The sequence below is a fragment of the Empedobacter falsenii genome (genome assembly GCF_019308355.1).
Classification (GTDB): Bacteria; Bacteroidota; Bacteroidia; order Flavobacteriales; family Weeksellaceae; genus Empedobacter; species Empedobacter falsenii_B.
Window position 1 is genome coordinate 184129 of record NZ_JAAGKM010000001.1, and the last position, 13142, is coordinate 197270.

Sequence of the window (13142 nt, forward strand, 5' to 3'; positions counted from 1 at the left end):
GACATCAATAAATGTATCAATTAATATGAATTCATAAAAAAAGCTTTCGAAATCCTCGAAAGCTTTTTTGTATTTTGACTTTATATTGTTTTAAACAAAAGGAGTTTTTACAACTTCTGCTAATACATTTTTATCACGAATTTGAATTCTAATTGTTGTTCCAACTTTAGCAAAATCTGTATGAACATATGCTAAACCAATTCCTTGTTTCAACATTGGAGACTGCGTTCCTGAAGTCACAATACCGATTGTATTCTCGTTGTCATCTACAACTTTATAATCGTGGCGAGGAATTCCTCTTTCGATCATTTTGAAACCAACTAATTTCTTCTCAACTCCAGCTTCTTTTTGAGCTTTTAAAATATCAGATGAAATAAAATTTGTGTCCAATTTCGTTACCCAACCAAGACCAGCTTCTAATGGAGTTGTATCATCATTGATATCATTTCCGTATAAGCAGTATCCTTTCTCTAAACGCAATGTGTCACGAGAAGCTAAACCGCAAGGCTCAATATCGAAAGATTTTCCAGCTTCCATTACTTTGTCCCACATTTCGTTTGCTTGCTCATTCGCGAAATAAATCTCGAAACCTCCTGAACCAGTGTAACCAGTTGCAGAAATAATCACATTTTCCATACCTGCAAACGTACCAATTGCGAAATGATAAAACGGAATTTCAGCTAAATTAACATCTGTCAACGACTGCATTGCTTCAATTGCTTTTGGACCTTGAATTGCTAACAAAGACATCTCATCAGATTTATTTGTTAACTCTGCACCAAACGTATTGTGTTTGTTCATCCATTCCCAATCTTTATCGATGTTAGATGCATTTACAACTGCCATCCACTCATCATCAGAGATTTTATAAATGATTAAATCATCTACAATTCCTCCTTTTTCGTTTGGCATTGCATTATATTGAGCTTGACCAATAGTAACTTTCGTTACATCATTCGTCAATAAGTGTTGTAATAAGTCTGTTGCTTTTTCTCCTTTTACAAAAAATTGTCCCATGTGAGAAACATCAAAAACGCCAACTTTTTCTCGAACAGCAAAATGTTCTTGGTTAACACCTGCGTATTGCACTGGCATTTCATATCCAGCAAAAGGAACCATTTTCGCACCTAAATCTTTGTGCTTTTGGTTTAATGCAGTTACTTTCATTGTTTGTTTGCTTTGATAAGTTTATAATTCTCCCAAAAATAAGGAATTAATTGTTAGGAAAATTTCTTTAATAGAAGATTATCTAATTTTATGAATAATTTTTAAATTCCCTTCCGTCGCTTTATACGGCTCGAAACGCATAACCGATTTTCCTTTACCAAATTTGTTCATAAACTTTTCGTTTATTTTTCCTGATAATTTCAATGGTTGACAACCTTCGCAAGGAATAATCAAAATGGTATCGTTTGTTTTACCTTTTACTTTTACAATTTCGTACGAATAATCTGTATCCAAACGAGAATTAATAACATTTTCAATTGGTTTATTAAAGCTCTCAATAAAGAAAACGCGTCGATCTTTGTTGCTTCCAATAATAATTGCAGCACCAACTAAAATCAATAAAACGACAATTGATATGGTCAAAATTTTTTTAAAATCCATCTTTTTGGTTAATTCGTAGATTAAAAGTAATAATTCATTCCGAATGAAAAAAATATTCGTTTTATTTCCTATCTTTTTACTTCTATTTACATTGACAATGAATAGTTGTACAAAAGCAAAAATATTAAAAGAAAAACATTCAATTTCATTACAAAATATCCAAAATGGAGATTTGATTTTTGTTGGTGCGCAAACAGAAGAACTTTCGGGCGCGATAAATAGAGTGACAAAAATAAATGACGAAACCAATTTTGATCATGTTGGTTTAATCGAAAAAACTGATGATTCTATTTTTGTTCTACATGCTGCTCCAATGGGCGGATCGCAACGAGAGGAAATTCATCATTTTTACATTTCTCAAACCGAAAAGAATAATAAAATTGTCATTTATCGTCTCAAAAATGAATATCAATATACAATTCCTCATGCAATTGAAAAAGCTAAAACAATGCTCGGAAAACCTTATAATTGGTTATACATTTTGAATGATGACGAATTATATTGTTCAGATTTTGTGGAAAGAGCTTTTCGTGATGATACTATTTTTGAATTGATTCCCATGAATTTCAAAAACAAAGAAACTGGAATTATTGATGATTTTTGGATAGATTTCTATCGTAAAAAAGGAAAAAAAGTTCCGCAAGACGAACCAGGAACAAATCCAAATCAATTGGCAACTTCTAAGAAATTAATTAAGGTTGGTGAGGTGAAGTTTTAAAATGAAACTCTGAAACAAATTCAGAATGATTCATAGAATCTTTATAACAAATAAATTAATTCCTACTTTTACCACATGAAACAAAATATCATTTATAGTATCATTTTCTTTTTCGTGTTATTTGGACTAAAATATTTGTTCGATAAAAGCGATGTGCAAACAATGTTGGTTTATTCGGCAATTGGAACGGTTATCTTTTTTATTTATCGAGTTGTCATAAGAAAAATGTTATACAAACAAAAAGACCAAGAAAACTAATTTCCTTGGTCTTTTTTTATTGCTTGCATTGCTTCTTCAATGTGCGTTTCGGCTACATTTGAAACAATGTGTTTAATTAATTTTCCTTGTTTATTGAATACAAAAGTTTCTCGCGGTGTGATTAAGCCAAATTTCTTTTTGATTCCCAACAACTTCGACAACTTTGCTCCTTTATCAGAAAGCAACGGAAAGTTTAATTGATGTTTTGTATAAAACTTCTCGTGAGAAGAAGTTGATTGTCCATTTATTCCGACAATCACAGCGTCTAAAGCATTGAAATCTGCATTTACATCACGAAATTGACATACTTCTTTTGTACACATTGGCGTAAAATCCATCGGATAAAAGAATAAAACAAAATATTTTTTGTATAAAAATTCGTCCGAATTAAACCAATTTCCTTTGTTATCCTCCAACGAAAAGGTTGGAATGTGATCGCCTAATTTCATTCGCCTGCGTATTCTACAAAATTACGTGGAGTTTCGTATAAGGTTACTTTCAATTCTAAATCGGTCGCTAATTTTGCTCTAATTTTATTCCAAATCAAAATCACAATATTTTCGGCAGTTGGATTGATAGTTTTAAATTCTTCAATATCAACATTCAGATTTTTATGATCCAAATAATCTTCAACTTCAATCGCAATAATTTTTCGTAATTCGTCCAAATTCATCACAAAACCAGTTTCTGGATCAACTTCGCCTTTCACCGCCACAATAATTTCGTAATTATGCCCGTGATAGTTTGGATAAGAACATTTTCCGAAAACTTCAAAATTTTGTTCGTCGCTCCAATTCTTGTTAAACAATCGGTGCGCAGCATTAAAATGTGCTTTTCTGTTGACAGTAACTTTCATCTGTATAAATTTTTATTCTTCGATATACGAAACGTAATGTTCAAAAATTATTTTGAACCAAGCTGTATAATTCTGAGGATTTTTTTCCATATCTTTTTTCAAATCATCCAATTCTACCCAACGATAGGCCATCACTTCATCAGGATTTAGCTTTGGTTCATCATCAAATGTTCCGATAAAAACATGGTCTAATTCATGCTCGATCAAATCATTTTCTAAATGCGCTTTGTAAATGAAATTAAATTTATATTCTAATTCGCAATCAAATCCCATTTCTTCTTCCAAACGTCTGTGCGCCGCTTGTTCGTAAGTTTCGTTATCGCGCGGATGACTACAACATGTATTCGTCCACAACGTTGGCGAATGGTATTTGCTCGCAGCTCGTTGCTGAATCATTAATTCTCCTTTGGAATTGAATACAAAAACAGAAAATGCACGATGCAACAAACCAGCTACATGAGCCTGTTGTTTCTCCATCAATCCTAATTTTTGATCGTCCTGATCAACTAAAACTACAAATTCTTCCATTAAACAAAAATAGCCTTTTCTATAGGATTAAAAAAGAAGTTCGATTTCTTTGTGCTTAAATTCTCTCAATTCTTGATTGATTTCTATCAGTAAATTTCCCGCTTCATTTACATCTCTAATAATTCCGTCCACTTCTACTCCATCCAATCTAAAATGCGAAATTTCATCTTTTCTAAACAGATTATCTAAATAAGTTTGATGAATTTGTTCAAAATTTTTCTCTTCTAAAATTGAATATTCATTTTCGAAATAATGTATTAAATCTGCCAAAATTTCCTCGATGTCATATTCTTTGTCAGTTACTTTTCGAATAGATGTTGCTTTTGGTAAGTGATTAAAATCAGCTTGATTGACATTAATTCCTATTCCGATTACAGAATTCATAATTCCATTGGAACGATGATTTTCGATTAATATTCCACAAACCTTTTTATCATTTAAAATGATATCATTTGGCCATTTTACGTTAGATTTTGGATGAAATTGTTTTAAAAATAGACAAATAACATTCGAAATCCATTCATTAAAATAAATTAATTCTTGAAAACTATAATCCGTTTTCAGCAAAAAACTAAAGGTTAAATTTTCTCCAGCGACAACTTTCCACTCATTTCCTGCGTAACCTTTTCCTTTTGTTTGATTTTTAGCATGTATGACAGTCCAACTATTGGCATCTTTTTTGGACAAATCCACCAAGAACTCATTCGTATTAGGCAAAGAATCAAAACTAATTAAATACATTTTTTTTACTATTTTTATAGAGTGGTTAAAGTTATTTTAAAAAGTTTAAACTTTAATAAGGATTCACTAAATTTGCGAATTACAAAATAAAAGATGATAGATACTCAATATACAAAAGACTTGCTAGATAGCATTGTTGACGGAATTACAAATGTTAAAGGAGAAGAAATTACAATTCTAGATTTACGCGAAATTGAAAATGCATTTTGTCAATACTTCGTTATTTGTACCGGAAACTCGAATACACAAGTTAGTGCTTTAGCAGGTTCGATTGAAAGAACTGTAAAAACAGAAATGTCAGAAAGACCTTTTCATGTAGAAGGAACACAAAACAATCAATGGGTTTTGTTGGACTACACAAATGTTATTGTCCATATTTTCCAAAAAGAATACAGAGAATATTACGATATCGAAAGTCTTTGGGGTGATGCTGTAGAGACGCGTATCGAAATGGAATATTAATCATAACTGAAACCAAAAAAAATTGAAAAAAAATAATTTTAAACCTTCGGGGTTTAATCCTACATGGATATATGCCATTATTGGATTATTGCTGATTGCCTTTCTATTATTTTCTGATAACATTGGAGGTGCCGGCGGAACTACTAAAAATATAGACCGTACGACTTTCCTTTCTTATGTAGAAAAAGGTTACGTAAAAGAAGCCAATCTAGAAAAAGAATCAGGACGTGTAAGTGTATATTTAACGGACGCAGCTCTGAATACTGAAGAATTTAAAAAGTTTAAAAAATCAAACGAAACTTTAAATCCTTTTGCTACAGGTACTCCAAACTTTATTTTCAATGTTGCTGATGCAGGAAATTTTGAAAAAGATTTTTATGCTAACGTAGAAAAGAGTCCAAATAAAACTGCCGTTCTTAACACACAAATTTCAAATGGTTTTGGAAGTTTGTTTATGAATCTTTTCATTTCATTAATTTTCTTCGGATTAATCTACTTCTTACTATTTAGACGAATGGGCGGAGGCGGATCTGCTGGAGGTGGCGGAGGAATTTTCTCTGTCGGAAAATCAAAAGCGAAATTATTTGAAGGTGATGATCATATCAAAACAACTTTCAAAGATGTTGCAGGTTTAGAAGGTGCAAAAGAAGAAATCGAAGAAATCGTTGAATTCTTGAAACATCCAGAAAAATTTACAAAATTAGGTGGACGTATCCCAAAAGGAGCTTTATTAGTAGGACCTCCAGGTACAGGTAAAACCTTATTAGCAAAAGCTGTTGCTGGAGAAGCAAAAGTTCCTTTCTTCTCATTATCAGGATCAGATTTCGTAGAAATGTTTGTGGGGGTTGGTGCATCTCGTGTACGTGACTTATTCAAAAATGCAAAAGAAAAATCTCCTTCAATTATCTTTATTGATGAGATTGATGCAATTGGTCGCGCACGTGGAAAATCAAACTTTACAGGCTCTAATGATGAACGCGAAAATACATTAAATCAATTATTAACAGAGATGGATGGTTTCGGAACAGAATCTAACGTAATTGTGATTGCTGCAACGAACCGTGCTGATGTATTGGATAAAGCATTGATGCGTCCAGGTCGTTTTGACCGTATTATTCATGTTGATTTACCTGAATTAAACGAACGTAAAGAAATCTTCGCCGTTCACTTACGTCCATTAAAATTAGGTGAAGATGTTGAAATCGAATTTTTAGCAAAACAAACTCCAGGTTTCTCTGGTGCAGATATATTCAATGTTTGTAACGAAGCAGCTTTAGTTGCTGCTCGTAAAAACAAAGACGTCGTAGAAAAACAAGACTTTTTAGACGCTGTTGACCGTATTATTGGTGGATTAGAGAAGAAAAGTAAAGTGATTAAACCTTCTGAGAAAAAACGTATCGCTTATCACGAAGCTGGTCACGCTACAATTGGTTGGTTAACAGAACACGCTGCTCCATTGGTTAAAGTAACTATAGTTCCTCGTGGACGTTCGTTAGGTGCCGCTTGGTATTTGCCAGAAGAAAGACAAATTACAACGACAGAACAATTGTTAGACGAAATGTGTATGACAATGGGTGGTCGTGCTGCTGAGGAAGTTGTTTTCAATAATATTTCTACTGGTGCATTAAGTGATTTGGAAAAAGTTACAAAACAAGCTTCTGCAATGGTTAGTATTTACGGATTGAACAAAGAAGTTGGTAATGTTTCTTATTACGATTCATCTGGACAAAATGAGTATGGTTTCAGCAAGCCTTATTCAGAACAAACTGCTCAGGTAATTGATAAAGAGGTAAAAACAATGATCGAAGCTCAATATGATAGAGCAAAAGATATTTTACGTGAACATCGCGATCAATTAGATGTTTTAGCTCAAAAATTAATTGAGAAAGAGGTGATCTTTAGAGAAGATTTGGAAGAAATTTTCGGACCAAGAAAATTTGTAAACGAATTAGATCAAATCGAAGAAAAACAAGAAGAGGCTATAGAAGCTGATTCAGAACAAGTTGTTCAACCAGAATCTGGAAATGATATTTAATCAAATTCATTCAAAATAATAGAAAAAATCGTCCAAATAGGACGATTTTTTTTTTACTTCTTATTATATTGTTAAAATTTATTACCTTTAGGCTGTAATTGATTAATTTCATATAAAATCATGAGTTTTCATGTGGAAAGCAATTAAAAACCTACTTAAAAAAGCTACTGAAAAATCAGCAGAGAATTCAGATGATAATCAAATTGATTTATTTCATCCAAATTATGCTGACCAAAAAATTTCTATAGATGAAGTATTTGCTACAAATTTTAATGTAGGTGGTGGACATTTTTTATTTTGTGATAATATAGAGGAGGCTTCTAAAAACCTTAAAGAGATTGTCAATTACGAAAATGTAACCGAATTAATTTGTCCTGATCCAAATTTACAACAGGTTCTTAATTCAGTCAATATTCCTTTTGTCGAAAATCCATGCGACTCTCGTTATACGCTTAGTTTTCTTAGTTGCGAATTTCTGATTGCTTTTGATGGAAGTATTATGTTATCGGCGCATCAAACTTATGGTAGAAATATTGCTGATTTTCCGTCAAATTTTATTATCTATGCACGCCCGTCACAATTAGTGGAAAATGTGAGTGTGGCATTACAGAAATTACGAACATTAAAAAAAGATAACCTTCCATCTAAAATAACTTCGATTCGAGGAAAAAATATGCACAAATTTCCCAACGTAGACAACGCGAAGAATATTTATTTGTTATTGGTTGAAGATTAGCTATGAAAAATTTAGCAATTAGAGCTTTCTCTGGACTTATTTACGCACTTATTATATTTTTCGGGACAACGATAGATCCAAAAGGTTTGATTGTTTTGATGATGGTTTTTGGACTTTTTTGTTTGTACGAGTTTTTTAAAATCACTAATCTTACCAATAAACTTTATCAATTAGGAGCACTTTTAGCTGCCTTAGTTGTTTTTGGATATTATGGAAAAGAATTTTTAGAAGCTTTCGAAACTTCAAATCATTACTATTTTCATTTAAAAAGTTTGTACTTCATCATTCCAGTTTTATTTGTTTTTAGTATTTATATTATTTTCAAATCAACCAATGAATTATTGAACGATTTTGGAAAAGCTACTTTAGGTTTAACATACGTTATCGCACCATTTGTCTTAGCATTAACTTTACCTAGTTTTGATTATAATTTAGGCGAGAAAGTGATGCATTACGAAGTATTTTTCGTTTTCTTATTACTTTGGTGCAGTGATACATTTGCATATTTAACAGGAAACTTAATTGGAAAACACAAATTAGCACCTAAAATTTCGGGAGCAAAAACGTGGGAAGGTTTTTTTGGAGGAATTATTTTCACTATTATCGCTGGATTCTTAATTCAGAAATATTTTGGAGAAAACTTGCACGGAAACTGGATGATTATTGGTTTGATCGTTGCTGCATTAGGTCCATTAGGAGATTTGACAGAATCTAAATTAAAACGATTTTTTAATGTAAAAGACAGCTCTAACCTTATTCCAGGACATGGCGGTTTTTTAGATCGATTAGATAGTTTTATATTTGTCGTACCATTTGTTTATTTATATTATTTATTAGTATATACTTTATGAAACTTCACAGAGAAGGAACAGCAATTTTGATAGGTTGCTTAATTTTATTTGCAATCGCTACAGGAGTATTACATTACTTTTTTCCTGTATATGGTTTTTACTTTGCCTTACCATTATGGATACTTTACGGATTTATCGTTTGGTTTTTCAGAAACCCAATTCGTGAATCAGATTCGTCAGAAAATTGCGTAATCGCACCAGTTGATGGAAAAGTTGTTGTATTAGAAGAAGTATTTGAAAGCGAATTTTTGAATCAAAAATGTATTCAATTATCAATTTTCATGACGCCTCTTAACGTACATGTAACGCGTTATCCTGTGAATGGAAAAGTGATTTATTCGAAATATCATCCAGGAAAGTTTTTGGTTGCATTTCATCCAAAATCATCAGAATTGAATGAAAGAACAACTGTTGTTGTAGAGAATGCAGATCATACAAAAGTTCTTTTCAGACAAATTGCAGGTGCAGTTGCACGAAGAATTGTTTGTTACAGTAAAGAGAATGACGATGCTGTTGCGGGTAAAGAATATGGCTTCATCAAGTTCGGATCGCGTGTTGATATCTTTTTACCACTTGATACAGAGATCAGTGTAAAGGTTGGAGATAAAACAAAAGGTGGAATTCAGAAAATTGCACAATTGAAATAAATCAGTTAGTTGAACTCAATGTTTTTAACTAATTTTGTCAAAACAATTATAATAATATACCCATACAATAAATTTTGTAAGACATGAAAAAATTAATTCTTTTAGTAGCTGTTGCAGCATTCGCTACTTCTTGTAACTCTAAAGCAAGTGTAAATCACGGAGTTCTTCCAATTGTTCACGAACCAGCTACTGCAGAAGAAATGCACCACAAATCTGAAGCTACTCACGAAGGTCACGGAAAACATGAGGAAGCTGTTGAAGAAAAACACGAAGAAGTGAAAGATTCTACAAAAACGGCAGAAACTCCGAAAGTTGAGAAAAAAGATACTGTAAAAGCTGGTCATTAAGATTCAGCTTTTTTTGTTTTTATAGATTTATAATCAGTTTATCATCACCTATTAAATAATTTTTATTTTTAGGGCGAATATAAAATGAACGTGAAGAAGAGTTGTTTTCAGAAATGATTGATAATATCTCTTGATAAGTAAAAAAACTTGCATCAATTGCAATTTCATTATTTGATAAAGATTTGAAATCTGATTTCTTATCAATCCAAAATAAATTTTCTGCTTTTACTTCTATTTTAGAAGTATTATTAGGTGAATGTAAAGAAAATTTAAATAATTGAATTAAATATTTAATCAAAATTCCCGAACGTAAAAGTTGATAATGCAACCAATTTTTTTGATAATATTTTGCTAAGAAAATCATCATGGCTTCAAAAAAATGTTTATAATATTTTTTATCTTTTTTCGTACTTTCTCCCTTGTAATGTAAAACCGTTATATCTCCTTTATAATAATTTTTATAACCAGCCAATTCTGCACTAAAAGACAAATCTATATCTTCTCCATACATAAAATAACGTGGATCAAATCCTCCAATTTCCTGATAGATTTTCTTCGTGGTGAACATAAAAGCACCAACTAAAATTTCGCAAGGAGCAATTTCAAATTCATCAACTTCTAATTTGTAATAATTATTTTTCTTTGAATGATTAAATCGACTATACAACTTAGAAAATGAATTTTTAGCTGTCGGAATATTACGTTTTGATTCTGGATGAAAATTTCCGTTTGTATCTATCATTCGTACTCCCACAAAACCTATTTTTTCTTTTGACTGATGAAATTCAATCAAAGATTCGAATAAATTCTCTGGAATAATTGTATCTGGATTAAGAATCAGAATATATTCTCCCAAAGCATTCTCAACCCCAATATTATTCGCTTTTGCAAAACCAAGATTTTCATTCTGAAGTAAAAAATTTACAGTAGGAAAAGTTTTTTTTAGGAATATAAAATCAATTTCCGATGAATCATTATCAATTACAATTATTTCGCCATCTACATTTTTTAAAGCTTCCTGACACGAATCAAGACAAAGCTCTAAATGTTTTGGCGCATTATAACTAACAATAATTATCGATAATTTCATTTTAAAATTTATTTTCTGAATATGGGATTCGATGTTGTATAGAACGAACCAACGTCGCTTCGTCTGCATATTCTAACTCATCTCCTACACCAAGACCTCGTGCAATGGTCGAAAAAATAATTTCGGCATTCTTTAATTGTCGATACAAGTAAAAAACAGTTGTATCTCCTTCCATTGTCGAACTTAAAGCAAAAATTATTTCCTTCACATTTTCATTTTGAACACGATCAACCAACGTTTGGATATTCAATTGACCAGGTCCAATACCTTCCATTGGAGAAATCTTTCCTCCTAAAACGTGATATTGTCCTTTAAATTGTCCTGTATTTTCAATCGCCATCACATCACGCACATCTTCCACGACACAAATTATAGTTTCTTCTCTCAATGGATTGTTGCAAATATCACAAACCTCATCATCAGAAATTGTATGACAATGTTGACAATATTTAACATCATCTACCAAATGAGAAAGCGCTTCGGACAAAGCCGTCGTTTGAGATTTGGGACGATTTAACATATGTAAAACAAGTCGCAAAGCTGTTCTCTTTCCTATTCCTGGCAAATTTGACATCTCTTCTACAGCTCGCTCTAAAACCTTGCTTGGGTAATTCATTCGTTCAAAAAATTATAGACAACAAATTTACAATTTTATCTTCGGAAAATTAATCTATCATCATTCACTCAAAAATATTAAATTTGGGCTTATTTACTAAATAAATTATGAACTCAACAATTTTACTACTTTGTGTTATCGTATACTTTGTAGGACTTTTAGTGATCTCTTACTTCACCAGTCGAAATTCTGACAATCAATCTTTTTTTAACGGAAACAAAAAAAGTAAATGGTGGTTGGTGGCTTTCGGAATGATTGGGACAAGCCTTAGTGGCGTTACTTTTATTTCGGTTCCGGGTACGGTCGGAAAATTAACTGGTTCCGAATATATTTATGGAGGATTCGAATATTATATGATGGTTATCGGATTTTTTCTTGGTTATTTTATCGTCGCGGGGGTATTACTTCCACTCTATTACCGAATGAATCTAACCTCAATTTACACCTATTTAGGAAAACGTTTCAATGTTGAAGCACATAAAATGGGATCGGTTTTCTTTATTATTTCTCGTGGAATTGGCGCAACAGCACGTTTATATTTAGTTGTAAATGTGTTACAAATATTTTTATTAGACAATTTAGGCGTACCATTTTGGGCAACAACATTTGTCTTATTATTGATGATATTATTATACACGTTCGAAGGTGGAGTAAAAACAATTGTCGTAACCGACACCTTGCAAACATCGTTTATGATCATTAGTTTGATTGCTTGTATTTGGTTTATCCTTTCGCATCTTAATTTATCTGTTGGTGAAGCTTACGATAGGATGCAAGCCAAAAATTATACGCATTTCATTAACTTTGATCCAAATTCGAAAACATATTTCTTAAAAACAATTTTGGGCGGAATGTTTATCACAATTGCGATGACTGGTCTTGACCAAGAAATGATGCAAAAAAATATTTCTGTTGATAATCTTCAAAACTCAAAAAAGAATATGTTGACGTTCGCTGGAACATTATTGATTGTGAATTTAGCGTTCTTATTTTTGGGTGGATTGCTTTATTTATACGCAATGAGTGAAGGTGGTTTTTATACTGCTGATGGTTTCTTTATGGAACAAGGCGGACAAAATATTATGGGTGATGATATGTTTCCTGCGCTTTCGCTTTTAGGACATCATTTCCCAATGATTATTTCTGTAATTTTTATTATCGGATTAATTTCTGCTTTATTTCCTTCTGCTGACGGAGCTTTAACAGCCGTTACAAGTTCATATTGTGTCGATTTATTAAACATCAACGAGGACAAAGAAAAGTCAGAAAAAGAAAAGAAAAAGATTCGTATTCGTGTTCACTTAATTTTCACGGTAGTTTTCTTTATCTTGATTATGGTTTTCAAAATGATTAACAACAAATCAATTGTTTATCTTGTGATGGAAATTGCAGGTTATACATACGGACCGTTATTAGGATTATTTGCTTTCGGAATTTTAACGAAACGTAACATTTACAAAAAATATTCAATTATTACAGTTGCGATTTTAGCGCCTATTTTTACCTATATCATCAACGAATTAGTGATCAATTTTACCGATTACAAAATTGGTGTTGAATTAATCATTCTGAATGGTTTATTAACTTTTATCGGTCTATGGTTGGTAAGTTCTAATCGTCAAAAAGAAACAATTATTCATTCATAATCA

The 13142-nt window shown here is 31.8% G+C and carries 17 protein-coding genes; 9 read left to right on the plus strand and 8 right to left on the minus strand.

The genetic code is table 11. The annotated features are described in order from the left end of the window. Positions 1 to 90: 90 nt before the first annotated feature. Both gcvT and G0Q09_RS00945 read right to left on the minus strand, forming a co-directional pair. Positions 91 to 1167, minus strand: a complete 1077-nt coding sequence (gene gcvT / locus G0Q09_RS00940; protein WP_219033678.1) for a glycine cleavage system aminomethyltransferase GcvT — start codon at positions 1165 to 1167, stop codon at positions 91 to 93. 78 nt (positions 1168 to 1245) lie between these two features. Then, positions 1246 to 1608 carry a hypothetical protein gene (locus G0Q09_RS00945; protein ID WP_219033679.1) on the minus strand — a complete coding sequence of 121 codons (363 nt, stop codon included), beginning with the start codon at positions 1606 to 1608 and terminating at the stop codon, positions 1246 to 1248. Positions 1609 to 1651: 43 nt separating this feature from the next. On the opposite strand from G0Q09_RS00945, the gene G0Q09_RS00950 reads away from it, so the two are divergent. Together G0Q09_RS00950 and G0Q09_RS00955 are read left to right on the plus strand one after the other, a co-directional pair. Next, positions 1652 to 2326 (plus strand): YiiX/YebB-like N1pC/P60 family cysteine hydrolase, encoded by a 675-nt coding sequence (locus G0Q09_RS00950; RefSeq protein ID WP_257467987.1) that lies wholly within the window; start codon positions 1652 to 1654, stop codon positions 2324 to 2326. Between the two features lie 75 nt (positions 2327 to 2401). Then, positions 2402 to 2584, plus strand: coding sequence for a hypothetical protein (locus G0Q09_RS00955; protein ID WP_219033680.1), 183 nt, complete (start codon positions 2402 to 2404; stop codon positions 2582 to 2584). On the opposite strand, the gene G0Q09_RS00960 is transcribed toward G0Q09_RS00955, so the two are convergent. From G0Q09_RS00960 to G0Q09_RS00975, 4 genes are read right to left on the minus strand one after another with little or no spacing between them, the layout of a single operon-like run. Continuing rightward, positions 2581 to 3033: a peroxiredoxin gene (locus G0Q09_RS00960; RefSeq protein ID WP_219033681.1), complete on the minus strand. Its 453-nt coding sequence runs from the start codon at positions 3031 to 3033 to the stop codon at positions 2581 to 2583. The genes G0Q09_RS00955 and G0Q09_RS00960 overlap by 4 nt on opposite strands. Then, positions 3030 to 3440 carry a 6-pyruvoyl trahydropterin synthase family protein gene (locus G0Q09_RS00965; RefSeq protein ID WP_125350508.1) on the minus strand — a complete coding sequence of 137 codons (411 nt, stop codon included), beginning with the start codon at positions 3438 to 3440 and terminating at the stop codon, positions 3030 to 3032. Before G0Q09_RS00965 ends, G0Q09_RS00960 begins: the two co-directional genes overlap by 4 nt. 12 nt (positions 3441 to 3452) lie before the next feature. Then, the gene (idi, locus tag G0Q09_RS00970) at positions 3453 to 3968 is read right to left on the minus strand and encodes an isopentenyl-diphosphate Delta-isomerase (RefSeq protein WP_115001587.1); all 516 of its coding nucleotides are present in this window, start codon (positions 3966 to 3968) and stop codon (positions 3453 to 3455) included. A gap of 27 nt (positions 3969 to 3995) precedes the next feature. Beyond that, the gene (locus tag G0Q09_RS00975) at positions 3996 to 4709 is read right to left on the minus strand and encodes a biotin--[acetyl-CoA-carboxylase] ligase (RefSeq protein WP_219033682.1); all 714 of its coding nucleotides are present in this window, start codon (positions 4707 to 4709) and stop codon (positions 3996 to 3998) included. A 93-nt stretch (positions 4710 to 4802) separates the two neighbouring features. Between G0Q09_RS00975 and rsfS the strand changes: the two genes are divergently transcribed. The 6 genes from rsfS to G0Q09_RS01005 all read left to right on the plus strand — a co-directional run bounded on the left by rsfS (position 4803) and on the right by G0Q09_RS01005 (position 9787). After that, a complete protein-coding gene (rsfS, locus tag G0Q09_RS00980) occupies positions 4803 to 5171 on the plus strand; it encodes a ribosome silencing factor (protein WP_038331822.1) in 369 nt (122 codons plus the stop codon). Positions 5172 to 5193: 22 nt separating this feature from the next. Beyond that, positions 5194 to 7206 carry an ATP-dependent zinc metalloprotease FtsH gene (ftsH, locus tag G0Q09_RS00985; protein ID WP_219033683.1) on the plus strand — a complete coding sequence of 671 codons (2013 nt, stop codon included), beginning with the start codon at positions 5194 to 5196 and terminating at the stop codon, positions 7204 to 7206. 130 nt (positions 7207 to 7336) lie between these two features. Next, positions 7337 to 7942 carry a hypothetical protein gene (locus G0Q09_RS00990; RefSeq protein WP_219033684.1) on the plus strand — a complete coding sequence of 202 codons (606 nt, stop codon included), beginning with the start codon at positions 7337 to 7339 and terminating at the stop codon, positions 7940 to 7942. Between the two features lie 2 nt (positions 7943 to 7944). Continuing rightward, positions 7945 to 8793, plus strand: coding sequence for a phosphatidate cytidylyltransferase (locus G0Q09_RS00995; protein WP_219033685.1), 849 nt, complete (start codon positions 7945 to 7947; stop codon positions 8791 to 8793). After that, complete coding sequence (locus G0Q09_RS01000) at positions 8790 to 9440, plus strand: phosphatidylserine decarboxylase family protein (RefSeq protein ID WP_219033686.1); 651 nt, start codon at positions 8790 to 8792, stop codon at positions 9438 to 9440. Before G0Q09_RS00995 ends, G0Q09_RS01000 begins: the two co-directional genes overlap by 4 nt. Before the next feature lie 83 nt (positions 9441 to 9523). Next, complete coding sequence (locus G0Q09_RS01005; RefSeq protein ID WP_219033687.1) at positions 9524 to 9787, plus strand: hypothetical protein; 264 nt, start codon at positions 9524 to 9526, stop codon at positions 9785 to 9787. 19 nt (positions 9788 to 9806) lie between these two features. Here G0Q09_RS01005 and G0Q09_RS01010 read toward each other — a convergent pair whose 3' ends face one another. Together G0Q09_RS01010 and recR are read right to left on the minus strand one after the other, a co-directional pair. Continuing rightward, complete coding sequence (locus G0Q09_RS01010; protein ID WP_181816328.1) at positions 9807 to 10877, minus strand: glycosyltransferase family 2 protein; 1071 nt, start codon at positions 10875 to 10877, stop codon at positions 9807 to 9809. A 1-nt stretch (position 10878) separates the two neighbouring features. Beyond that, positions 10879 to 11493 carry a recombination mediator RecR gene (gene recR, locus G0Q09_RS01015; RefSeq protein WP_180905071.1) on the minus strand — a complete coding sequence of 205 codons (615 nt, stop codon included), beginning with the start codon at positions 11491 to 11493 and terminating at the stop codon, positions 10879 to 10881. A gap of 107 nt (positions 11494 to 11600) precedes the next feature. On the opposite strand from recR, the gene G0Q09_RS01020 reads away from it, so the two are divergent. After that, positions 11601 to 13139: a sodium:solute symporter gene (locus tag G0Q09_RS01020; protein WP_219033688.1), complete on the plus strand. Its 1539-nt coding sequence runs from the start codon at positions 11601 to 11603 to the stop codon at positions 13137 to 13139. Positions 13140 to 13142 lie beyond the last annotated feature (3 nt).